Here is a 22,981-nt window from a genome sequence, read left to right as displayed (position 1 = left end):
TTCTGGCGGGTTCAGTCCTGCCAGGTTCCGGTGGCGAAGAACTCCTCCAGCAGTGCCGTGGAGGGCGCCGGATCGAGGCCCCGGGCGGCCAGCCAGGCATCGTCGTTGTACGAGCCAGCGTACCGCGTTCCTGCGTCACACATCAGGGAGACGACACTGCCCCGTCGCCCGTCGGCGATCATTTTCGCTATCAGGGTCCAGACTCCCCACAGGTTCGTGCCGGTGGACGGGCCAGCGTGGAGGCCGGTGAGCTGGCGCAGGTGCCGCATCGCCGCCACCGATGCGGCGTCGGGCACCTGGATCATGTGGTCGATGACGCCGGGCACAAAGCTGGGTTCCAACCGTGGCCGTCCGATGCCCTCAATCCGGGAGGGGCTGCCCGCGACGGTGGTGCCGGGGGTTCGCCACGCCGGGTAGAAGGCTGAATTTTCCGGGTCAACGACGGCGAGGCGGGTGCTATGGCGGTGGTACCGGAGATAGCGGCCGATGGTTGCGCTGGTGCCGCCTGTTCCGGCGCCCACCACAATCCAGTCGGGGACCGGGTGTTGTTCCAGGGCCAGCTGGCCGTAGATCGATTCGGCAATGTTGTTGTTGCCGCGCCAGTCGGTGGCTCGTTCGGCGTACGTGAACTGGTCCATGTAGTGGCCGCCCGCCGTCGCCGCCAGGTCCGCAGCGGCGTCGTACACCTCGGAGGCGTGGTCAACGAAGTGGCAGGACCCACCGTACTGTTCGATCAGGTCAATCTTTTCCTTACTGGTGGTCCGGGTCATGACGGCGATGAACGGCAGGTCAAGGAGTTGGGCGAAATAGGCTTCCGAGACCGCTGTTGAACCGCTGGATGCCTCGACAATTGTCGTGTTTTCGGCGATCCAGCCGTTGACCAGGCCGAACAGGAACAGGGAGCGCGCCAGCCGGTGTTTGAGGCTGCCGGTGCGGTGGGTCGACTCATCCTTGAGGAACAGCTCAACTCCCCAGTGCTCCGGCAGGGGAACTGCGTACAGGTGGGTGTCGGCCGACCGGTTGTTTTCGGCTTCAATCCGGCGGATGGCTTCGGCAGCCCAGGACCGGTCGGAGAGGGAGCTCAGGGTGTTCACTGGTTCAGCCTACCGGCCGGCGCTGCCCCGCCCTGAAGCTGTGTTTGGCGGCGGATTGGAGTACCGGCCCTGCCTGTGATGGACTGGTGCGCATAAGGCCCGGCAGTGTTGCCGGTCACATTCAAAAGGAGATCTTGATGAAGACTCTGATGGACGTGCAGGCCCTGCGGGACCGGATGACCTCCGGCCTGCAGACGGTCCTGCTGGATGTCCGCTGGTCGTTGGGCGATCCCCACGGCCACGGTCATTACCAATCAGCCCATATACCCGGCGCGGTGTACGTTGACCTCGAGGCTACCCTGAGTGGAGAGCCGTCAGCCCGGGAGGGCCGGCACCCGCTGCCCCACATCGACCGGTTGCAGGAAGCGGCCCGCCAGTGGGGTATCAACGACGGTGACGTGGTGGTGGCGTACGACAATTCGGGCAACACCTCAGCGGCCCGGCTCTGGTGGCTCTTGCGCTGGGCGGGAATGGAGTCGGTGCAGCTGCTCGATGGTGGGCTGGCTGCCTGGACCGGTGCCGGCTTCGAGACCGAGGGTGGTGAGGAACAGCACTGCCTCGGCGACGTGGAACTGGCTTCCGGGTCCATGACGGTCACCGACATTAGCGGTGTCCGGTCGATCGCCGGGCATGGCGTGCTACTCGATGCCCGTGCTGGCGAGAGATTCCGTGGTGAGGTGGAGCCGCTGGACCCGAAGGCGGGCCATATTCCCGGCGCGGTGAGTGCTCCGACCACCGAAAATCTCGCCCCGGATCAGCGCTTCAAACCTCCTGCTGAGCTCCGCGGACGCTTCAGGGCGCTGGGCGTCAGCGATGCCGTCGACGTCGCCGTGTACTGCGGGTCGGGCGTTACCGCCGCCCACCAGATCGCTGCCCTGGAGATTGCGGGCTATGCTGCCGCGCTTTACCCGGGGTCCTGGTCGCAGTGGTCGTCCCGGTCGGACCTGCCCGTCGCCACGGGCGCCTGACCTCAAAAACCGATCCCACGAAGTAGGGAGTTTTCGCATGAGTACCGTGTTCACGAAGATTATCGACGGCGACATTCCGGGGCGATTCATCTGGAAGGACGACGACGTCGTCGCGTTCCTCACCATCGCCCCGCTCACCGACGGGCACACCCTGGTGCTGCCGCGCCGGGAAGTGGCGCACTGGGTGGAGGCGGAACCGGAGCTGCTGAGCAAGGTGATGGCAGTGGCGCAGACGATCGCCAAGGCGCAGACAGTCGCATTCGCCCCGAAGCGGGTGGGCGTGCTGATGGAGGGCTACGAGGTGCCGCACCTGCACGTTCATGTCTGGCCAACGCAAAGCGCGAAAGACTTCGACGTGCACGCCGTCGATCACCACCCCGATCCGGCCACGCTGGACGCCAACGCTGACGCACTGCGGGATGCGCTGCGGGCGGCGGGGCACGGGGTGTACGTTCCCGACGCTGGCTAACCCGGAAACCGTTAGCCTTGGCGCCGCTAAACCGCGGAGCCGACCCCGGTCCGCTGCGCGGCCATCGCCTCGCCGATGGCCGCCCGGATCCGCTTCTCCGACACGGTGTAGGCGGTGCCCAGGTCTTGGGCGAACAGACTGATTCTCAGCTCCTCAAGCATCCAGCGCACCCTTAGTAGGGCGGGAGGGGTTTTCGGGCCGCCGGGTCTGAGGGCGGCGACGGCGTCGTCGTACTCGTCTTCAAGGCGCTGGACGACGGCGGTGCCGAGCGAATCGCGCTGGACGTTTCCGGCCAGCTTCGCGAGGCGCGTCTCGATTCCCGCCAGATAGCGGGGCAGGTGGCTCAGCTGGGCGTACCCGGTCTTCGCCACGAAGCCGGGGTAGACCAGTTGTTCCAGCTGGCTTCTGACATCGTTCAGGGCGGTGATCAGGGCCAGGCTGGTGGCGCCCTTGAGGAGTTTCTCGACCCTGCGGGTGCTGGAGAGGATCTTCTCGACCGTGGCCGTGACAGTGAACACGGTGTCGATGAGTTCTGCGCGGACCGTTTCGTAGAGTGAGTTGAACTCCGCCTCGGTCCACGGCAGGGCTTCGGGCGTCAGCTTGTCGACGGCGGCGAGCGTGCAGTCCTCGATCAATCCTGCGACGCTGCCGTGCGGGTTCTGGCTGAAGGTGAGCTTCTCGGCGTTGCTGAGGTGCTCAAGGACGTATTTGGCGGGGCTGGGTACGCGCACGGCGAGAAGTCTGATGATCCCGTCGCGCATGGCGGCGCCCTGCTCGGCGGGATTGGGGAACACGGCGAGCCCTGCGGTGGCGCCCTCATCGGTCAGCGCCGGATAGCCGGTCACCGTGTGTCCGTTCACCAGTCGGGTCACTTGGCGGGGGATGTCGCCGACGGTCCACGCTGTGAGGCTGGAGCGTTCGGTGATCCCGATGTCCACCGGGCTGTCCGGCTGGGATTTCGCCGGCGGGGACGTCGCTGCCGACGAAGCCTGACCGGGTTCCCTCGCTGGCCGGGTGGTGGCCGGCGTGGCGCCGAGCGACTCGGCGATGGCTCGGCGTGTTTGGGGGGCGAGCCTCTCCTGGAGGACCAGCAGATCGGTGCCCTCATCGAGGATCTGCCCTTTTCCGTCAACCACCTGGAAGCTCATCAGCAGGTGCTCGGGCAGGGTGCCGCGGTTCCACGACCCCGGCGCGATGATGTGTCCCTTCATCCGGCGTAGCACCAGCTCAAGGGACTGCTCAAGATCGTCGCTCGTCGGGTCGAAGTCGGTATTCAGTGCGGCGACGGCACTGCGGGCCACATCGGGGGCGGGAATGAAATTTTTGCGGACCTGTTTGGGTAGCGACTTGATCAGGGCGGTCACCAGTTCCACCCGCAGCCCGGGGATCTGCCAGTGGAATGGTCTGGCGTCGAGCTGGTTCAGGAACACTACCGGTATCGCGACCGTGACGCCGTCGGACGCGCCCTGCACACCGGGGGAGAACTCGTAGCTCAGGGGGAGTTCGAAGCTACCCTGGTGCCAGGTCTTCGGGAACGCCGATTCGTCCAGGTCACTGTTCTCAGCGAGCAGGTCGCCCGGTAAGAAGTCGAGCAGGTCGGGCTGCCGGTGGCGGGTCTCCTTCCACCATGAGTCGAAGTGCCGTTCGGACACCACCTCGGGGCCCACCCGCGTGTCGTAGAACTCGAAGAGGGTCTCGTCGTCGACCATCAGGTCGCGGCGCCGCAGCCGGTTCTCCAGCTCCTCGATCTCAGCAAGGCGCGCCTTGTTGCGATGGAAGAATTTGTGGTGCGTTTTCCAGTCGCCCTCCACCAGGGCATGCCTGATGAACAATTCCCGGGCCAGTCCACGATCAATTCGGCCGTAGTTGATTCGACGCTGCGGGATGATCGGCACGCCGTAGAGGGTGACCTTCTCGTGGGCCATGACGGCGCCCATCTTGCGGGACCAGTGTGGCTCGCTGTAGCTGCGCTTCACCAGGTGCGGCGCCACCTCCTCGGCCCATAGCGGATCGAACTTCGCCGCGACCCGCGCCCAGAGCCTCGACGTCTCCACCAGTTCGGCAGCCATCACCCAGTCCGGGGATTTTTTGAACAGGGCGCTACCGGGGAAAACGGCGAAGCGGGTGCCGCGCGCTCCGGTGTACTCGCGCTTGCGCTGGTCGTAGAGCCCGATGTGGCTGAGTAGCCCGGCGAGCAGGCTGATGTGGATGGCTGTGTCGTTGCCGACGGGATCCACCGGGTCGGGGGAGAGAGTGATGCCCAGCGGTTTGGCGAGCTGCCGGAGCTGCGCGAAGAGATCCTGCCATTCGCGGACCCGCAGGTAGTTGATGAACTCGTTGCGGCACAGCTTGCGGAACTGGGTAGAGGAAAGCTCTTTCTGTTGTTCTTGCAGATACCGCCACAGGTTCAGATATCCGGTGAAATCCGAGTTCTCATCGAGGAACCGCTTGTGCATCGCCGTGGCCGTCTGGAGCTTCGCGCCCTGATCGGCCTGCGGTCGCTCCCGCGGATCCTGGATGGTGAGGGCCGCGGCGAGCACCATCACTTCCTTGGCGCAGCCGCGCTGCCCCGCCTCGACGATCATGCGGCCCAGTCGGGGGTCCACCGGGAGTTGGGCGAGTTTGCGGCCAACCGGCGAGATCCCACCTGAGGGCTCCAACGCGCCGAGCTCCTTCAGGAGGGTCACGCCGTCGTTGATGGCCTTGGAGTCCGGCGGCTCGACGAAGGGGAAGTCGGCGACGTCCTTGGGTCCACGGGTGACCCCCATGGCGGTCATCTGCAGGATCACCGCGGCCAGGTTGGTGCGCAGAATCTCCGGGTCGGTGAACGGGCGGCGGGCCTCGAAGTCCTCCTGGGAGTAGAGGCGGATGGCGATGCCGTCCGAGACCCTGCCGCAGCGGCCGGAGCGTTGGTTGGCCGAAGCCTGGGAGACGCGCTCGATCGGTAGCCGCTGCACCTTGGTGCGATGCGAATACCGTGAAATACGGGCGGTGCCGGTGTCGATGACGTACTTGATACCGGGGACGGTGAGCGAGGTTTCGGCGACGTTCGTGGCGAGGATGATGCGCCGGCCCGGTCCGGACGGTCGGAACACCCGGTGCTGCTCCTGGAGGGACAGCCGGGCGAACAGCGGCAGGATGTCGGTGCCCTTCAGACGGGGATTGACCTGGACCCGGGCGCGGAGGGCATCGGCCGCGTCGCGGATTTCGCGCTCGCCGGAAAAGAACACCAGAATGTCGCCGGGGGCTTCCCTGGCCAGTTCGTCGACGGCGTCGCAGACGGCGTCCAGCGGGTCGCGGTCTTCCTCCTGGTCGCCCGGGTCGGCGGTGTCGTCGGCCTCGCCGGCCGGCTGGCTCAGGGGGCGGTACCGGATCTCCACCGGGTAGGTGCGGCCCGAAACCTCGATGATCGGCGCCGGCTGCTTGACGGTTACTGCCTCGTCGGCGGCGAAGTGTGCGGCGAAGCGTTCGGGGTCGATGGTGGCCGAGGTGATGATGAGCTTCAGGTCGGGCCGCTGCGGCAGGATCCGTTTCAGGTATCCGAGGATGAAGTCGATGTTCAGGCTGCGCTCGTGGGCCTCATCGATGATGATGGTGCTGTACTTATTCAGCAACCGATCGTGCTGGATTTCCGCCAGCAGGATGCCGTCAGTCATCAGCTTGATCTTGGTGCTGCGGCTGACCTCGCCGGTGAACCGCACCTGGAAGCCGACTTCGGCGCCCACCTTGACGTCCAGCTCCTCGGCGATGCGCTCGGCCACCGTGCGGGCGGCGAGACGGCGGGGCTGGGTGTGGCCGATCAAGCCCCTGTCGGCAAGTCCCAGCTCCACGCACATCTTCGGAATCTGGGTGGTCTTACCGGACCCGGTTTCGCCAGCGATAATCGTCACCTGGTTGGCGGCGATGGCAGCCATAATGTCGGCGCGGCGCTCGGAAACCGGGAGTTCAGGGGGATAGGAAATAGTCAGTGCCATGGTTGGTACCAATTCTAGGCGGTAGGACTATCACCGGCTGCCCGGGTGAGTCGTTCCGCTGCCATCCGGGCCCGTTCACGCATCAGCGGCGGCTCAAGAATCTCGAATTCGAGGTCCAGTGCCACCAGATGCATCAGCGGCCAGTCGAGGGAGTCAAAGCCCGCCCGCATGAGCGTATGCGCATCGCCGTCGCTCTGTAGTTCCGCGGTGTCCGGCGACACTTTCTGCGAGACGTCGCTGATGTTCCCCGTGAGCCGGACGACGACGTCGTACGTGTACGGCGAACGCGTAATCGATTGCTGCACGTACAGGGCCAGATCCCGGGCAGGGAGAGGGCGGGGAGTGAACCGGACCCGCTGGGCTGGAACGCTCTGGCAGCGGTCCACGCGGAACGTCCGCCAGTCCTCGCGGGTGGCGTCCCAAGCCACCAGATACCACCGCCTGCCGGTGTCAACGAGCCGGTAGGGTTCGACGATCCGTCGAGAGGATTTCCCATCCTGGCGGGCATACCTGAAGACGACGGTGCGGCGTTCAGTGATCGCGGCGGACAGGGCGGTGAGAATCTCCGGCCGGACGGGGGTGCTGACGGCCGCCATCCGGGTGACTGCGCTGCGCAGCCCCGCGAACCGGGGACGAAGCCGGCTGGGGAGCACCTGCTCCAGTTTGGTCAGCGCCCGCACGGATGCCTCCCCGATCCCGGCGACGGGGCTTGCCGTGACGGCGCTCAGGCCGAGGGCGACGGCGAGCGCCTCGTCGTCGTCAAGCAGGAGGGGAGGCAGTTGCGCGCCGGCGCCGAGCTGATAACCGCCGGCCACCCCCGGAGATGCATGGATGGGATAGCCAAGCGTGCGGAGCTTGCCGATGTCCCGCCGAACGGTGCGCTCAGTGACTTCCATGCGGCCCGCAAGCGCGGAACCGGTCCATTCGCGGCGTAGCTGAAGCAGGGAGAGTAGCTGGAGCAGTCGTGCCGAGGTTTCCAACATGTCACCAAGCTACTCCTCGATGAGGTCAGGAGCTGTCCTGAATCGCTTCTATGCTGGGCACATGGACATCAAGGACGAACTCATGAGGCAGCTGCAGTGGCACTGGGAGGAGCAGGCGCGCCCGCGGCTGGTGGGCCTCACCGACGACGAATATTTGTGGGAACCGGTGGCTGGCTGCTGGAGTCTGCGCCCACGCGGCGCCGGAACCGCGGCCCGGCAGTTGGGTGGCGGCGACCTCACCCTTGACTTCGAGTATCCGGAGCCGGTGCCGGCGCCGGTGACCACCATTGCCTGGCGGCTGGGTCACCTGATGGTGGGAGTGCTCGGAGCGCGGGTGGAATACCACTTCGGCGGTGAGCCGATTGACTATGAAACGTTTGACTTTCCCGGAACTGCGGCCGGGGCGCTGGAGCGGCTGGATGGGTTGTACTCCCAGTGGATGGCCGGCGTCGCGTCGCTTGATGCTGCCGGGCTGGACCGGCCCGTCGGACCGGCGGAGCACGATTTCGCGGCGGCGCCGATGGGATCCCTCATTCTCCACATCAACCGGGAAATGATCCATCACCTGGCCGAGATTGCCCTCCTAAGGGACCTCTACACCCGGCGGACGGTTGGGATTCCGCTCGGTTAACGCAGTCAACCCCCAGATTTCATTGAAATCCGGGGGTTGTGCTGTGCCCTCGATAGGATTCGAACCTACGACCTTCTGCGCCGGAGGCAGACGCTCTATCCCCTGAGCTACGAAGGCGGAAAACCGGTTAGACCGGCCCCGAATTGGGACTCCCTGAGCTTATCAGGGAAGCGCCCCTTGACGAAAACCCCCACGGACCCGTCCTGTGAGGTAGCTGTGCCCGGGGGCTGTTGCGTCACAGAAACTGCCGCGGCGGCGCGCCCCGTTATGCTGGACGGGTGACTCCTGAAGAACTCTCTGCTGCCATTTCCTCATGCCTGAAAGACGCGGTCGCCGCTGGCGACTTCGACGTCGACCTTCCGTCGGAGGTGCGGGTTGAGCGACCCAGGAGCCGGGAACACGGGGACTGGGCCACCAACATCGCACTCCAGCTCTCCAAACAGGCTGGGATGAACCCCCGCGAGTTCGCCCAGATTCTCAGCAGCCGCCTGGAGCAGCTCGACGGCGTCACGAGCGTCGCGATCGCCGGCCCGGGTTTTTTGAATATCACCCTCGATGCCGCCGCCGCCGGTGAACTGGCGCGCTCCATTGTTGAAGCCGGCCCCGCCTTCGGTACGAGCGCCCTCATGGCTGGCACCAAAATCAACCTCGAATTTGTGTCGGCGAACCCCACCGGCCCCATCCACCTGGGTGGCACCCGCTGGGCAGCCGTCGGCGACGCGCTGGCCCGGCTGTTCCAGTCCCAGGGTGCCGACGTGACCCGCGAGTACTACTTCAACGACCACGGCGCCCAGGTCGAACGCTTCGCACGGTCCCTCTGGGCCAGCGCCAAGGGCGAACCGTCGCCCGAGGACGGCTACGGCGGCGCCTACATTGATGACATCGCCTCCCGCGTCCTGATCCTCGACCCAGCGATCCTTGAGCTCGACCAGGCCGAATCGGTTGAGCGCTTCCGCGAACTCGGCGTCGATCTGATGTTCGGTGACATCAAGAAGTCCCTGCACGACTTCGGCGTGGACTTTGACGTCTACTTTCACGAGCATTCCCTCTTCCAGGATGGCTTTGTCGAGGGCCTGCTGGAGAAGTTGAAAACCTCAGGGAACCTGTTCCTTGAAGACGGTGCGTGGTGGCTGCGGTCCACCGAGTTCGGCGACGACAAGGACAGGGTGGTCATCAAGTCCGACGGTGCCCCCGCCTACATTGCCGGCGACATCGGCTACTTCGTGAACAAACGCCGCCGCGGCTTCGACCTGAATATCATCATGCTCGGCGCCGACCACCACGGCTACGTGGCCCGGCTGAAGGCCGCCGCCGCGGCACTCGGGGATGACCCGGACACCGTCGAGGTCCTCATCGGCCAGATGGTCAACCTGATGAGGGATGGTGTCCCGGTGCGGATGTCCAAGCGGGCCGGAACCGTCGTCACGCTGGAGGACCTGGTCGACGCCGTCGGGGTCGACGCCGCCCGCTACACCCTTGCCCGCTTTTCGGCCGATTCCAACATCGACATCGACCTTGACCTGTTGACCCGGCGCACCAACGACAACCCGGTCTTCTACGTCCAATATGCCCACGCCAGGACCCACGCAGTGGAGCGCAACGCGGCCGCAGCAGGGGTGGAGACCAGCGCTTTCGACGCCTCGGAGCTCAGCCACGCCACCGAGGGTGAACTACTGGCAGCGCTCGGCCAGTTCCCCGGCATGGTGGCGCAGGCCGCGGCCTTCCGCGAACCACACCGCGTCGCCCGCCACATCGAGGTCATCGCCGGCACGTACCACCGCTGGTATGACGCCTGCCGGATCGCGCCGCTCGGCGATGAGCCGGTCACCGACCTGCACCGCACCCGGCTGTGGCTCAACAACGCCACCCAGCAGGTCCTTGCCAACGGCCTGGGCCTGCTCGGTGTCTCGGCACCGGAGCGGATGTGAGCGGGACGAAGGCTTCGCCGCTGGCTCCTGGCTGGCTGAGCTACCCCGACGACGTCAACCGGCTGAACAGCGACCTGTGGGCGCGCGACGTCGACCGTCATCGCGACGAGTTGAGAATCAGCGGTCTGCACGTCAGCGACCTCGCTGAGCGGTTCGGCACGCCCCTGTTTGTCGTGTCCGAGGAGGACTTTCGAACCCGTGCCCGGAGCTTCAGGGACGCGTTCAACGCTGCCTTCGCGGACCTGTGTGGAGGAGTGGACGTCTACTACGCAGGCAAATCTTTCCTCTGCACCGAAATAGCCCACTGGGTGGCCGAAGAAGGACTGCGCCTCGACACCTGTTCCGGCGGGGAGCTCGCGATCGCCATGCGCGCCGGAATCCCCGGCGAACATCTCGGGCTGCACGGGAACAACAAATCCGACGCGGAGCTGGGCCGGGCGCTCGACCTGAACCTGGGTCGCATCGTGGTGGACAGCCTCCCCGAACTGGAACGGGTCGCTGCCCTTGCTGCCGCCCGCGGCACTACAGCGAACGTGATGCTCCGGCTCACCCCAGGCGTCCACGCCTCGACCCACGAGTTCATTGCGACCGCCCACGAGGACCAGAAGTTCGGGCTTTCCCTGGCCGACGGCAACGCCTCACCCGCTGCCCAGGCCGTCGCCGCGGCGCTCCAGCACCGGTCGGTCAACCTGCTGGGCGTCCACTGCCACATCGGGTCGCAGATCTTCGAGTCCGAAGGCTTTGAACTTGCCGCCCGCCGGCTGTTGGTCTTCCTGGCACAGGTTCGTGATGGTCACGGCGTTGAACTCCCCGAACTGGACCTCGGCGGCGGCTACGGCATCGCCTACACCGAGACAGACAAGCCGCGCCCGCCGGCAGAGATCGCCGCGGCGATGGCCGCCGTCGTCCGCTCGACCTGCGCCGAGCTCGGACTGAGCGTCCCGCGGATCTCCATTGAACCGGGCCGGGCGATCGTTGGATCATCGACCTTCAGCCTGTACACGGCCGGGACCACCAAAACGGTTCAGGTCGACGTCGACGGTGCTGAAACCCAGCCCCGCCGATATGTGTCGGTGGACGGCGGGATGAGCGATAACCCCCGGCCGGTCCTCTACGACGCTGACTATTCGGCGGTGCTGGCATCACGCGTCTCGGCTGCCACCCCCGTACTGTCGCGGGTGGTGGGGAAGCACTGCGAAAGCGGCGACATCGTGGTCAGGGATGTCTACCTCCCCGAGGATACCGACGCGGGTGACCTTGTTGCCGTTCCCGGCACCGGCGCCTACTGCTGGGCGCTCTCGAGTAACTACAACTGGGTGGCCCGGCCACCCGTGGTCGCCGTCCGGGACGGCCGCGCACGACTGATTGTGCGCGGCGAAACCGAGGACGACCTGCTGGCACGCGACATCCCCCGCACCACCAACTGATTGCAGGAGCGACACCATTTCACCTGATACAGCCTCGAACACCGGCGCCATGTCCACACTGAGGGTCGCACTGCTGGGCTGCGGCAACGTGGGGTCACAAGTGGCACGGATCCTCCTTGAGGACGCCGAGGCGCTCGCAGCCCGCACCGGGGCACGCCTGGAACTGACCGGCATCGCCGTGCGCACCATCGATGCACCCCGCGACGTCGATCTGCCGCGGGAGCTCTTCACCACCGACGCGGACTCCCTGGTTGAAGACGCCGACATCGTGATTGAGCTGATGGGCGGGATCGAACCCGCCCGATCGCTGATCCTGCGCTCCATCGACCATGGAGCAACAGTGATCAGCGGCAACAAGGCGCTGTTGGCGCTGGACGGCCCCACCCTCTACGAGAAGGCCGACGCCGCAAAGGTCCAGCTCTCCTACGAGGCGGCGGTGGCGGGCGCCATCCCCATCCTGCGCCCGATCAGGGACAGTCTGTCCGGCGATCGCATCACCCGGGTCCTCGGCATCGTCAACGGCACCACCAACTTCATCCTCGACCAGATGGACACCACCGGCGCCCAGTTCGACGACGCCCTGGCCGAAGCGCAGCGCCTGGGTTACGCGGAGGCGGATCCCACCGCCGACGTCGAAGGTCACGACGCCGCCGCGAAGGGCGCCATCCTCGCGTCGCTGTCCTTCCACACCCGCTTCGCGCTGGAGGATGTCTACTGCGAAGGCATCACCAAGGTCACCGCTGCGGATATCGTAGCGGCCAAGGATGCCGGGTTCGTGATCAAGCTGCTGGCCATCGCCGAGCTGCTGCCGCGGGAGAACGCCGACGGCGCGGGCACCGAGGGCGTCAGCGTCAGGGTCCACCCCACCCTGCTGCCACGCGATCATCCCTTGGCCGCGGTCCACGGTGCGTTCAACGCCGTGTTCATCGAGGCCGAGAACGCCGGCGAACTGATGTTCTACGGCCAGGGCGCTGGCGGCACACCCACCGCCTCGGCGGTGCTGGGCGACGTCGTCAGCGCCGCGCGCCGCATGGTGCTCGGCGGGCCCGGCCGCACCGAAACGACCACCGGCCATGTCCCGTCGATGAGTATCGACGCCGTGCGGACCAGCTATTCGATCGGACTTGATGTGGCCGATCAGCCGGGTGTCCTTGCGCGGATCGCGCAGCTGTTCGCTGAGCAGGGCGTGTCGATCGAGACTCTGCGCCAAAGCATTCACCCCTCCGACACTCCGGGCCAGGCCACAGCGGAACTGCGCATCGTGACGCATCGTGCCACCGAGGCGGCCCTTGCCGCGACAGTTGAACAGATCCAGGATCTCGCCGTCATCAATTCGGTGACGAGTGTCCTCCGAGTGGAAGGGGCCTAAGTGGCTCACCAATGGCGCGGCGTTATCCGCGAATACGCCGACCGGCTGCCCGTTTCGGACACCACGGAGATCATCACCCTGGGGGAGGGCGGGACACCACTGGTCCATGCGACGGCGTTGTCCGAACTTACCGGGTCGGAGGTCTACCTCAAGGTGGAAGGGATGAACCCCACCGGGTCCTTCAAGGACCGGGGGATGACCATGGCCATCACCGCTGCCATCGAGTCGGGGGCGAAGGCAGTGGTCTGCGCCTCCACGGGTAACACGTCAGCGTCCGCCGCTGCCTATGCCACCAAGGCGGGCATTACCTGCGCCGTGCTGGTCCCGGAGGGCAAAATCTCTCTGGGCAAGCTCAGCCAGGCGATCGCTCACGGTGCCGAACTGCTGCAGGTCAACGGCAACTTCGACAACTGTCTCGACGTCGCACGGAAGCTGGCCGAGGCGTACCCGGTCTTCCTGGTCAACTCAGTGAACCCGGCCCGCATCGAGGGCCAGAAGACCGCGGCCTTCGAGGTGGTCGACGTCCTGGGGGACGCGCCTGATTACCACCTGCTGCCCGTCGGAAACGCAGGCAATATCACCGCCTACTGGAAGGGTTATCGGGAATACTCCGAGCCGTACACCAACCCGCACGGTCCCGACGGCGGCGCCGTGCTCCCGCCGGTGGCCACCAGGCGCCCGGTGATGTGGGGCTTCCAGGCCGAAGGCGCCTCGCCGCTGGTCAAGGGCCACCCGGTGAGCGAACCCGACACCATTGCGACGGCAATCAGGATCGGCAACCCGGCGTCCTGGGACCAGGCCATCGCGGCCCGGGACGAATCCGGCGGGCTGATTGAAGCAGTCACCGACGACGAAATTCTTGACGCGCACCGCTGGCTGTCGGCACGCGAAGGCGTTTTCGTCGAGCCGGCGTCGGCAGCCGGGGTGGCGGGGCTTCTGAAAAAGCATGCCGCAGGGTTGGCGCCGGTCGGCAAGACCATCGTGATCACTGTGACGGGCCATGGCCTCAAGGACCCGCAGTGGGCGTTAAAGGCTGCCGACGGGTCCGACGTTGAGCCCACTACAGTGGATTTCGACGTCGTCAGTGTCGCCACGGCGCTGGGCCTTGAAGGCACAGCCGGTGAGTGACCTGGTGCCCCCCGCGGAGATCAGCCGGCTGACCAGTGGGAGCCGGATGGTTGCCACTGGTCAGGAGGCAACCATCCGGGTGCCCGCCACCAGCGCCAACCTGGGCCCTGGCTTCGACACCCTGGGCCTCGCGGTGTCACTATTCGACACGGTCAGGGTGAGGACCACCACGAGCGGCATCGTCACCGTGCGGGTCACCGGCGAGGGAGCCGATGACCTCCCGACTGACGAAACCCACCTGGTGGCACGCACGCTGCTGGATACGCTCGAACGCTCAGGGTTCGGCTGCCCGGGGCTTGAACTCGAAACACAGAACCTCATCCCGCATGGCAGGGGACTGGGTTCCTCCGCGGCAGCGATTGTCTCTGCGGTCCTGGCAGCCAACTTCCTGCTGCCCGACACCGATCGGATGGATCCGGCGGGGCTACTGCAGCTGTGCTCCACCCTCGAGGGTCACCCTGACAACGTCGCGCCCGCCCTGCTGGGCTCGCTGGCTATCTCCTGGGAGACGGGCAGGGTCTTTCACAGCGCCAGTGTTCCGGTGCACCCCTCGATCATCCCCGTCGCGGCGATTCCGGCCACCGGTCTGTCGACCGAGACGGCACGTGCCCTCCTTCCTGCCTCGGTCGCCCATTCGAGCGCTGCCTCGAATGCCGGTCGCGCCGCGCTGCTGGTCCATGCGCTGTCCAGGAAGCCGGAATTCCTGCTGGACGCCACGCAGGACGCGCTGCATCAGGACTATCGGGCCCAGGTGATGCTGCCCAGCGCCACGCTGATGCGCCAACTCCGAGCGCAGGGCTATCCGGCGGTCATCTCGGGTGCCGGTCCAACCGTGATGACCCTTGCTGTCGGCGAGCAGCAGGCGGCGGCTGTTGAGCGGCTGATCGCGGAGCTGACTACTGCTCCCGGGCAGGATCAGGACTGGCGCGTCCTTCGTCTGGCCGTAGAGCCGGACGGCGCCACCCTCCAGCCTCCGCACCGCTAGCGCTCGGACGGTGCCTCGACATAGGGCGCGACGGCGAGGCTAAGCCAGTCCCATAGGTCCTGTTGCCTCGACGCGTAGAGAGTGGTGGACGCAGCCTGCGCCAGCCTCCCGATCTCCAGGTATCCGCCGGAAACTGTAGCGTGCGCATCGCTGAGGGCGAGAGCGACGGCATGCCGCGCCGTGGTCATAGGGCGTGCCGCGCCTGGGAGGATACTCATGGCGGGCATGAGATGTTTCCACACCCAGTACCGATACCCGGGCATGTCTTTGCCCAATCCGGTGCCGGGAACAAGTCCTGGATCATAGGTATTGAGCCGCTGCCCCTCCTTTGCGAGCCGTGCAGCCCAAACGTGGGAGAGCGTAACGAGAGCGAGTTTGCTTGTCGCGTAGGCGACGCCACCCTGCTCCCGCTCAAGCGAAGGGCGGGTGTCTTCCGCCGACGGCTGGGTCGCGGTGGCCATCAGGTGGGGTTTTTGCCAGTGCGGATCGGGCACAAGGTTGAAGGATTCGCGTTTGCCACGATGGGTGGTCGATCCCAGCAGCACCGTGTGACCCGCAGCGGCAAGTAATGGCTGGAGTCCAAGGAGCAGTAAATGTTGGGCAATCACGTTGATAGTGAACGTCAGCTCATACCCTTGCGCGCCGGTGTGCCGACGGTCGCTGAACTGTGTTCCAGCATTAAGGATTGCAGCGTCGATCGGTGGGATGCCTCCCGAGCGGACCAAGGCTGCCACCTGGTCCGTAGCGCGCCGGACGCTGTCAAGGTCGGCAAGGTCGACCGGAATGCTGCGGGCGGTGAGACCGGCACTGCGCACTTTGGCGGCGGCTTCCTTCAGCGCCGGACCATCCCTCGATAGGAGGAGGATCACGGGCCGGGTTGGATGTGACTTGAGGTGGTTGAGCATGGCTGCACCGATCCCGCTGGTAGGACCGGTCAGTAGAACCACTGGAGAAGTGATGTCAGAAGCTGCCATAACCTCATGGTAGGTGATGTCAGTTTATGACACAAGGGTAGGGTGGGTGAATGCCCCGCTGGCCCGAAGATTCCCGACGTCGCCTGGTCGACGCCGCACTTGTCCTCTTCGACAGGGATGGGTACACGGCGACGACTGTCGACGACATTGCCGCTCGGGCAGGAGTGACTGCACGTACCTTCTTTCGGTATTTTCCGGACAAAGACGAGGTCTTGTTTGCCGACGACGACGAGCTCCTACCCTTGATGCTCGATACCATTGCGGCTTCCACGGGGCCGGTGTCAGCCGGGACGCTGATGGATCAGGTGCTGGTGAGTTTGGCTCAGACGGTAGAGCCGGCGCGGGTTTCGTTGCGGCGTCGACAGCAGATCATTGATTCAGAGCTGTCCTTGACCGGAAGGGAATTGGCCAAGCAGGCCCGCTGGCAAAAGGAGATAGCAGCGGCGCTGGTCTCACGGGGATTTGAGACGACTGCCTCCGCGGTGTTGTCATCGATAGGGTTTGCTCTCTTCCGGAGCCAGATGTTGGAGTGGCTGGAGGTCGAGGATGGTCTAAGCCTTGCTGATCGGGTGAAGATTGCACTCCCGAAAGTGAGGACCGTGCTCGATGAATCCACCGACCGGTGAGGATCGGAAGCCGATGACCCCCTTCGCTACCGCGCGAAGTGCTGCGTCGCCGGCGTGTTCATCGGGTAGACGGGACCTTTGAGGGTGCTAAACTGGTGGTGCACCAACGGAATGAACCGTAACCTGCTGATTTGGCCGTCATTTCCTTTTGGACCGCCGCAAAGCTGCACGGTTTTCAGCAGTCGCGTCACCTCCGGTGTAACCTCCCAGAACTAAAAAGCACCAGCGGTTTGAAGATAAACCGAAGTCTGCTTACTTCCGAAGGTTCCTAGCACACACGGCCAGGCCGGACTCTTCCGGCAGGACCGAACCCTATCCGCCCAGTTCGTCTACGGCGGAGGGGCTAACCAAACGCGGTCCACATCAGAGTTGGACCGCCCGACGAGGGGGAAGGATCCTTCGTGACTGAAACCACTGACCTGTTATCAGGTGTGGATACATCAAACGCCGGCGCAGCCGACGCTCCCGCTTCCAAAAGCTCCGGCCTTGCCGGACTGAAGCTAGCCCAGCTCCAGGCTCTTGCCGGACAGCTTGGTATCACCGGCGGATCCAGAATGCGCAAAGGCGACCTGGTCTCAGCCATCTCCGATCATCAGCGTGGTTCAGCGGTTGCCGACCGCCCCAAAGACGCCGCACCGGCCGAGGGAAACGGAGCTGCCCCGGCGGACTCCGGCCAGTCGAACGGTTCCACCCGGTCATCGCGCCGGTCATCAGGCCGCCCAGCAAGCAGCGATGCTGAGACTCCGCAGGGCAGCGAGGACACTGCACCGGAGCAGACCGAACGTCCATCGCGCACCCGGAACCGGAACCGGCGCGCCGGCTCCGACGGCGTCGTGAGCCTGCCCGCTGCTGACACGCAGTCGGAGTCGACTGACGCCCCCACTGGCGACGAGTCCCGGGACAATGACAGCCCAGGCAAGGACAGTCGGGACAACGACAGTCGGGACAACGGCGGTCGTGAAAACAGCAGCGAGCGGTCCCGTGGCCGCGCACCCCGAGAAAACCGACGTGGCCGTCGTGGCGAAGAACGCTCCGACGCCGCAGCGAACGAATCCCCGGAGGCGGTCTCGTCTGACGATTCCTCACGCGGCGGCGATCGAGCCAACCAAGGAGCGGGAGATTCAACCACTGAGTCCTCCGAGCAGAATGAGTCGAACAGTCGTAACGATCGCGGCGGTCGCGGTCGCAACGAGAACCGGACCGAGAACAGCCGGAGCGAGAACACCGAGAACCGGAATAACGACAACCGGGACGATGACAGCCGCGGACGCAACCGCAACCGCCGTAACCGCAACTCCCGCGATGACAACGGCAGTACCAACGGGAATGACCGCGGGAATGATCGTGGAAACGACCGCGGGAATGATCGTGGCAATGACCGCAGCAACGGGAACGACCGCGGCAGCCGGTTCCGTGACCGCAACGACCGCAACGACCGTCGGCGTAACCGTAGCCAGAACCCTGAGGTCGATGACGTCGAGGTCACCGAGGACGACGTTCTGCTGCCGGTCGCGGGCATCCTGGACGTCCTCGAAAACTATGCGTTCGTCAGGACCTCCGGCTACCTGCCCGGCCCCAACGACGTCTACGTTTCCCTGGCACAGGTCAAGAAGCATAATCTGCGTAAGGGCGACGCAGTGGTGGGTGCCATCCGCGCTCCCCGCGACGGGGAGAACCAGAACAACACCCGCCAAAAGTTCAACGCGCTGATCCGCGTGACCTCGGTCAATGGCAAGCCAGCCGAGGAACTCAAGGACCGGGTGGAGTTCGCCAAGCTGGTTCCGCTGTACCCAACCGAGCGCCTGCGCCTCGAAACCGAGGCCAAGAAGATCGGCCCCCGCGTTATCGACCTGGTGGCGCCCATCGGCAAGGGCCAGCGTGGCCTGATCGTCTCCCCGCCGAAGGCTGGCAAGACGCTCATCCTGCAGGCCATCGCCAACGCGATCACCATCAACAATCCTGAGGTCCACCTCATGATGGTGCTGGTCGACGAACGCCCCGAGGAAGTCACCGACATGCAGCGCACGGTCAAGGGTGAGGTCATTGCCTCCACCTTCGACCGTCCGGCCGATGACCACACCACTGTCGCCGAACTCTCGATCGAACGCGCCAAGCGCCTCGTCGAGATGGGAATGGACGTGGTGGTGCTCCTCGATTCGATGACCCGCCTGGGCCGTGCCTACAACCTGGCGGCGCCGGCCTCGGGACGTATCCTTTCCGGTGGTGTTGACTCGGCAGCGCTCTACCCGCCGAAGCGCTTCTTCGGTGCAGCACGCAACATCGAGAACGGTGGCTCGCTCACCATTCTCGCCACCGCACTCGTCGAGACCGGATCCAAAATGGACGAGGTCATCTTCGAGGAGTTCAAGGGCACCGGCAACATGGAGCTCCGCCTGTCCCGGAACCTCGCTGACAAGCGGATCTTCCCAGCGGTGGACGTCAACGCGTCAGGTACCCGTCGCGAAGAGAAGCTGCTCTCCCCGGACGAGGTCAAGATCATGTGGAAGCTGCGCCGGGTCCTTTCCGGACTGGGCGAACAGCAGTCCCTTGAGCTGCTCACCAACAAGATCCGGGAAACCCAGTCAAACGTCGAGTTCCTGATGCAGGTGCAGAAGACCACGCTGGGTTCCAAGAACGACGACGACTAGCAAACCACCCGCCGCCCACGCCCTACCGGTCCGCCGGACGGTGCGTGGGCGGCTGTGCTTAACCCATCGAGTCAACAGAAATGACGGGCAAACCACCCAATATCGGTCATATCTGTTGAATGGAATTCGTGTGAAAGAGGTATTTCTCTGATGTTTGAGTCGATCCAGAACCTGCTCGACGAGCACGCCGAGCTGCAGCTACGGCTCTCCGACCCGGCAGTGCACTCCGATCAGGTGCTGGCCCGCAAGCTCGGCCGCAGGTACGCCGAGTTGAGCGGTATTGTCGACGCGCACACCAAGTGGGAAGCGCTCAAGGACGACCTGGAAGCAGCTCAGGAAATGGCTGATGACCCCGAGTTCGCCGCCGAAGTCCCGGTGCTGGAGGAACAGCTCGCCACCGCCCAGGAACGGCTACGCCGGCTGCTGATCCCGCGCGACCCCAACGATAGCCGCGACGTCATCATTGAGGTCAAGGGCGGCGAAGGCGGCGATGAGGCAGCGCTGTTCGCCGGGGACCTGTTGCGCATGTACACCCGTTACGCAGAGTCGCGCGGCTGGAAGACCGAGATCATCTCGGCCAACGAGTCAGACCTCGGCGGGTACAAGGACGTCCAGATGGCGATCAAAAGCTCCTCCAACGAGCCGGGGGAGGGTGTCTACGCCCGTCTCAAGTTCGAGGGAGGTGTGCACCGGGTCCAGCGGGTCCCGGTCACCGAATCGCAGGGCAGGATCCACACGTCAGCGGCTGGGGTTCTCATCCTTCCAGAGGTCGACGAACCCGAGGAAGTGGAGATCAGCCAGAACGATCTCAAGATCGACGTCTACCGCTCCTCAGGCCCCGGCGGCCAGTCAGTGAACACCACCGACTCCGCGGTGCGGATCACCCACCTCCCGACCGGCATTGTGGTGGCCATGCAGAACGAAAAGTCGCAGCTGCAGAACCGCGAAGCGGGCATGCGGGTGCTCCGATCCCGTATCCTCGCCCACCAACAGGCACTGATCGACGCAGCGAACTCCGATATCCGCAAGTCGCAGATCCGTACCATGGACCGCTCCGAGCGCATCCGTACCTATAATTACCCCGAAAACCGCGTCGCCGATCACCGCACCGGCTACAAGGCCTACAACCTTGACGCAGTGATGAACGGCGACCTCGAAGCGGTGGTCCAGGCGGGCATCGAAATGGATGAGCAGTCCCGGTTGGATGCGATCGGCGAGGACGACTGAACGAGCACACGGTGAACTCTGACGTAACGGCGCCCGACAGCCAGGACCCGGCCGAGTCCCTTGAGGACGCCCTGCGGCGGGCCACTGCCTTACTAACTGACGCCGGTGTGCCCAGCCCCGGCGTCGACGCCCACCTCCTCGCCGCCCATCTGCTCGGGGAAGCGGTGGGCCGCGTCAAGACTCTCTCCCTGATTGGGGCCGCACCCCCGGACGGCTATTTCGATCTGGTGGCGGAGCGGTGCCGCAGGATCCCGCTGCAGCACATCACCGGCATCGCCCACTTCCGGCGGGTGGCGCTAGAGGTGGGGCCCGGTGCGTTCATTCCGCGGCCCGAAACGGAGTCCGTGGCGCAGCTCGCGATCGATCACGCGCTGACAGTGGCCCGGCCCAGGGTGGTTGACCTGGGAACGGGAAGCGGCGCGATTGCCGCCGCCATCGCCGACGAGGTGCCGTCGGCCGACGTGTACGCGGTGGAGTACAGCCCGTTGGCTCACGCGTGGGCCGAACGCAACCTTGCCGGCCGGGGGGTGACGCTCATCCTGGGAGACCTGCGGGACGCGTTGGGGGACGAGGACGGGACGTTCGACGTCGTCGTGTCCAACCCGCCCTATATCCCCTCGGCGGCCGTACCCCGCGAACCCGAAGTGGCCGATCACGACCCAAAGATTGCCCTGTATGGTGGGGGCGAGGACGGGCTCGAACTGCCGGTCGCCGCCATGCTCAGTGCCGCCCGGCTGCTTGTTGCCGGCGGGTACTTTGTACTGGAACACGCCGAGGTGCAGGCCCCGGCGATGGCGGCCCTGATGGGGTCCGACCCTCGGTGGTCAACAGTGCGGACCCACCAGGACCTCACCGGTCGTGACCGCTCCACCTCGGCCCTGCGCAGCCAACGTGCCAATCCTGACGCACCAGTGAAAGAATAATCCTGTGACCACCAGCTACGACTGCTCAGACCCGGCCCGGCGCAGCGACGGATTGGCGCATGCCCAACGCGCCCTGGCCGCCCACCAGTGCGTGGTGATTCCCACCGACACGGTCTACGGCATCGCCGCCGACGCCTTCTCACCCCAGGCTGTTGCTACGCTGCTGGCTTCGAAAGGGCGGGGCCGGAGTATGCCCCCGCCGGTGCTGATTCCCCGGATCCAGACGATGGATGGACTGGCAGCCGAGGTTCACCCCGATGCCAGGAAGCTGGCCGAGGCGTTCTGGCCCGGCGGGCTGACCTTGATCTTCCGGGCACAGCCTTCACTGACCTGGGACCTCGGCGACACCCTCGGCACCGTGGCGCTGCGCGTACCCGACGATCGGTTGGCCCTTGACCTGCTGATCCTTACCGGCCCGCTGGCAGTCTCCTCCGCCAACCGCACTGGCGCGTCAGCGGCAACCACTGGAGCGGAAGCGTTCAAGCAGCTCGCCGACGCGGTGGAGGTCTACCTGGACGGCGGGCCACGCAGTGCCACCGCGTCGACCATCGTCGACGCGACCGGACAGGAGCTTACCCTGGTCCGTGCGGGCAGCATTACTCTTGACCAGCTGCGGGAGGTTGTTCCGGGGTTAAGAGGCCCAGCCGATGATGATGCCGAAAATGCTACCGGGTCGCCTGACGCCCAGCCCGACCCCGACGACGCCGGGACGCAGCACTCTCCAGCACCGCGCTGACCCTTTGCTCGACCCGGATTCCCTGTGCCTCGGCCCAGCCCGGCTCCTGCGCCTGCCCGAACCACATCAGTTCCACCCGGCGCAGGCTGCCGTGCAGGCGCTCCCCGGCCAACGCCGACACGGCGTAACCGGCCCGCAGTAACCCACGGCACAGCAGCCGCGGCAACACGATGGGGGTACCACCCGCGGCCTCGAGAACGGATCGGACGGTCATCCCCTCGGATGGCTGCAGCACCACACCCGGGACGGGCCCATCGAAAGTGCCCACCGTGACGACAAAATCGGCCAGCGATTGGACTGACGTCACCGGCGTTGCGGCTGTGCCGGGAGCTGCGACCGAAGCCAGCGGAGAGGCGGCCAGTCTGGCAAGCACCGTCGTCGTCGGACGGTCGATGCCCTGCACCGAGGTGGCCCGAACCACCACAGTGGAGGGGCCGGGCGGTGCAACCTGGAGGGCCTGTTCGCCCAGCGCCTTGCTCCGGGAGTAGGCCGAGAAGGGGGAAACATCCAGGGTTTCGTCGAGCACATCGCGCTGGCCCTGAACGGCGGCGCTGCTCAGCTGAATCAGGCGCCCGACCCCTGCCGCAGCGCAGGCCTGGGCCAGGAGGGCGGGTAGCAGTGCGTTGGCACCCCGCAGGGCCGCCGTGTCGCCGCTTCGGGGAACGGCAAGGCCAGCAGCGTTGACCACCACCGACGCGCCAGCCAGTGCGGTGGTGAGACCGGCCAGGGCGGGGTGGGCGGCGGCTTCACGCGCAATGTCGGCGACCGTTGTGGCGTCGGTGGTGAGTCGGGGCGCCGGGAGGGCAGTGACGTTGAGGCCCGCCGCCTCGGCGGCCCGCAGTACCGCTGAACCGACGAAGCCGGTGGCACCCAGGATCAGCCAGGACATCG

The 22,981-nt window shown here is 65.7% G+C and carries 18 protein-coding genes and 1 tRNA gene; 13 read left to right on the top strand and 6 right to left on the bottom strand.

Annotated features, from left to right (window positions below):
• Positions 1 to 11: 11 nt before the first annotated feature.
• A complete protein-coding gene (gene cds1, locus ACX80O_RS00185) occupies positions 12 to 1,094 on the bottom strand; it encodes an L-cysteine desulfhydrase Cds1 (RefSeq protein WP_459332126.1) in 1,083 nt (360 codons plus the stop codon).
• Between the two features lie 137 nt (positions 1,095 to 1,231).
• Between cds1 and ACX80O_RS00180 the strand changes: the two genes are divergently transcribed.
• Entirely contained in the window at positions 1,232 to 2,062 is an 831-nt protein-coding gene (locus ACX80O_RS00180) for a sulfurtransferase (RefSeq protein WP_459305659.1), read from the top strand.
• Between the two features lie 37 nt (positions 2,063 to 2,099).
• Positions 2,100 to 2,531 (top strand): HIT family protein, encoded by a 432-nt coding sequence (locus ACX80O_RS00175; RefSeq protein WP_459332125.1) that lies wholly within the window; start codon positions 2,100 to 2,102, stop codon positions 2,529 to 2,531.
• 26 nt (positions 2,532 to 2,557) lie between these two features.
• Here ACX80O_RS00175 and hrpA read toward each other — a convergent pair whose 3' ends face one another.
• Positions 2,558 to 6,505 carry an ATP-dependent RNA helicase HrpA gene (hrpA, locus tag ACX80O_RS00170; RefSeq protein WP_459332124.1) on the bottom strand — a complete coding sequence of 1,316 codons (3,948 nt, stop codon included), beginning with the start codon at positions 6,503 to 6,505 and terminating at the stop codon, positions 2,558 to 2,560.
• Positions 6,506 to 6,519: 14 nt separating this feature from the next.
• Complete coding sequence (locus ACX80O_RS00165) at positions 6,520 to 7,488, bottom strand: helix-turn-helix transcriptional regulator (RefSeq protein WP_459305663.1); 969 nt, start codon at positions 7,486 to 7,488, stop codon at positions 6,520 to 6,522.
• Positions 7,489 to 7,549: 61 nt separating this feature from the next.
• Here ACX80O_RS00165 and ACX80O_RS00160 point away from each other — a divergent pair, with 61 nt between their 5' ends.
• On the top strand, positions 7,550 to 8,119 hold the full coding sequence (locus ACX80O_RS00160) for a DinB family protein (RefSeq protein ID WP_459305665.1): 570 nt from the start codon (positions 7,550 to 7,552) through the stop codon (positions 8,117 to 8,119).
• A gap of 44 nt (positions 8,120 to 8,163) precedes the next feature.
• On the opposite strand, the gene ACX80O_RS00155 is transcribed toward ACX80O_RS00160, so the two are convergent.
• Positions 8,164 to 8,236 (bottom strand) — tRNA-Arg (locus ACX80O_RS00155).
• Between the two features lie 161 nt (positions 8,237 to 8,397).
• On the opposite strand from ACX80O_RS00155, the gene argS reads away from it, so the two are divergent.
• The 5 genes from argS to thrB are packed head-to-tail and all read left to right on the top strand — an operon-like array spanning position 8,398 to position 14,956.
• Complete coding sequence (argS, locus tag ACX80O_RS00150; RefSeq protein ID WP_459332123.1) at positions 8,398 to 10,047, top strand: arginine--tRNA ligase; 1,650 nt, start codon at positions 8,398 to 8,400, stop codon at positions 10,045 to 10,047.
• Positions 10,044 to 11,474 (top strand): diaminopimelate decarboxylase, encoded by a 1,431-nt coding sequence (gene lysA, locus ACX80O_RS00145; protein ID WP_459305669.1) that lies wholly within the window; start codon positions 10,044 to 10,046, stop codon positions 11,472 to 11,474. The genes argS and lysA overlap by 4 nt, the downstream gene beginning before the upstream one ends.
• A gap of 49 nt (positions 11,475 to 11,523) precedes the next feature.
• Positions 11,524 to 12,843 (top strand): homoserine dehydrogenase, encoded by a 1,320-nt coding sequence (locus ACX80O_RS00140; protein WP_459305671.1) that lies wholly within the window; start codon positions 11,524 to 11,526, stop codon positions 12,841 to 12,843.
• Positions 12,844 to 13,971 carry a threonine synthase gene (thrC, locus tag ACX80O_RS00135; protein WP_459305673.1) on the top strand — a complete coding sequence of 376 codons (1,128 nt, stop codon included), beginning with the start codon at positions 12,844 to 12,846 and terminating at the stop codon, positions 13,969 to 13,971.
• 46 nt (positions 13,972 to 14,017) lie between these two features.
• A complete protein-coding gene (gene thrB, locus ACX80O_RS00130; protein WP_459332269.1) occupies positions 14,018 to 14,956 on the top strand; it encodes a homoserine kinase in 939 nt (312 codons plus the stop codon).
• Here the strand turns inward: thrB and ACX80O_RS00125 are convergent.
• Complete coding sequence (locus ACX80O_RS00125; RefSeq protein ID WP_459332122.1) at positions 14,953 to 15,930, bottom strand: SDR family NAD(P)-dependent oxidoreductase; 978 nt, start codon at positions 15,928 to 15,930, stop codon at positions 14,953 to 14,955. The two genes, thrB and ACX80O_RS00125, sit on opposite strands and share 4 nt — an antisense overlap.
• A 50-nt stretch (positions 15,931 to 15,980) precedes the next feature.
• On the opposite strand from ACX80O_RS00125, the gene ACX80O_RS00120 reads away from it, so the two are divergent.
• The 5 genes from ACX80O_RS00120 to ACX80O_RS00100 all read left to right on the top strand — a co-directional run bounded on the left by ACX80O_RS00120 (position 15,981) and on the right by ACX80O_RS00100 (position 22,090).
• Positions 15,981 to 16,556 carry a TetR family transcriptional regulator gene (locus ACX80O_RS00120; RefSeq protein ID WP_459305676.1) on the top strand — a complete coding sequence of 192 codons (576 nt, stop codon included), beginning with the start codon at positions 15,981 to 15,983 and terminating at the stop codon, positions 16,554 to 16,556.
• 401 nt (positions 16,557 to 16,957) lie between these two features.
• On the top strand, positions 16,958 to 19,204 hold the full coding sequence (gene rho / locus ACX80O_RS00115) for a transcription termination factor Rho (protein ID WP_459332121.1): 2,247 nt from the start codon (positions 16,958 to 16,960) through the stop codon (positions 19,202 to 19,204).
• 150 nt (positions 19,205 to 19,354) lie between these two features.
• Positions 19,355 to 20,431, top strand: a complete 1,077-nt coding sequence (gene prfA, locus ACX80O_RS00110) for a peptide chain release factor 1 (protein ID WP_459305680.1) — start codon at positions 19,355 to 19,357, stop codon at positions 20,429 to 20,431.
• Between the two features lie 11 nt (positions 20,432 to 20,442).
• On the top strand, positions 20,443 to 21,354 hold the full coding sequence (gene prmC, locus ACX80O_RS00105; protein WP_459332120.1) for a peptide chain release factor N(5)-glutamine methyltransferase: 912 nt from the start codon (positions 20,443 to 20,445) through the stop codon (positions 21,352 to 21,354).
• A 4-nt stretch (positions 21,355 to 21,358) separates the two neighbouring features.
• The gene (locus ACX80O_RS00100; RefSeq protein WP_459332119.1) at positions 21,359 to 22,090 is read left to right on the top strand and encodes an L-threonylcarbamoyladenylate synthase; all 732 of its coding nucleotides are present in this window, start codon (positions 21,359 to 21,361) and stop codon (positions 22,088 to 22,090) included.
• Here ACX80O_RS00100 and ACX80O_RS00095 read toward each other — a convergent pair.
• The gene (locus ACX80O_RS00095) at positions 22,020 to 22,979 is read right to left on the bottom strand and encodes an NAD-dependent epimerase/dehydratase family protein (RefSeq protein WP_459332118.1); all 960 of its coding nucleotides are present in this window, start codon (positions 22,977 to 22,979) and stop codon (positions 22,020 to 22,022) included. The two genes, ACX80O_RS00100 and ACX80O_RS00095, sit on opposite strands and share 71 nt — an antisense overlap.
• Positions 22,980 to 22,981 lie beyond the last annotated feature (2 nt).

The sequence above is a fragment of the Arthrobacter glycogeni genome (assembly GCF_054511155.1).
This window is presented reverse-complemented; position numbering and strand designations above follow the sequence as displayed.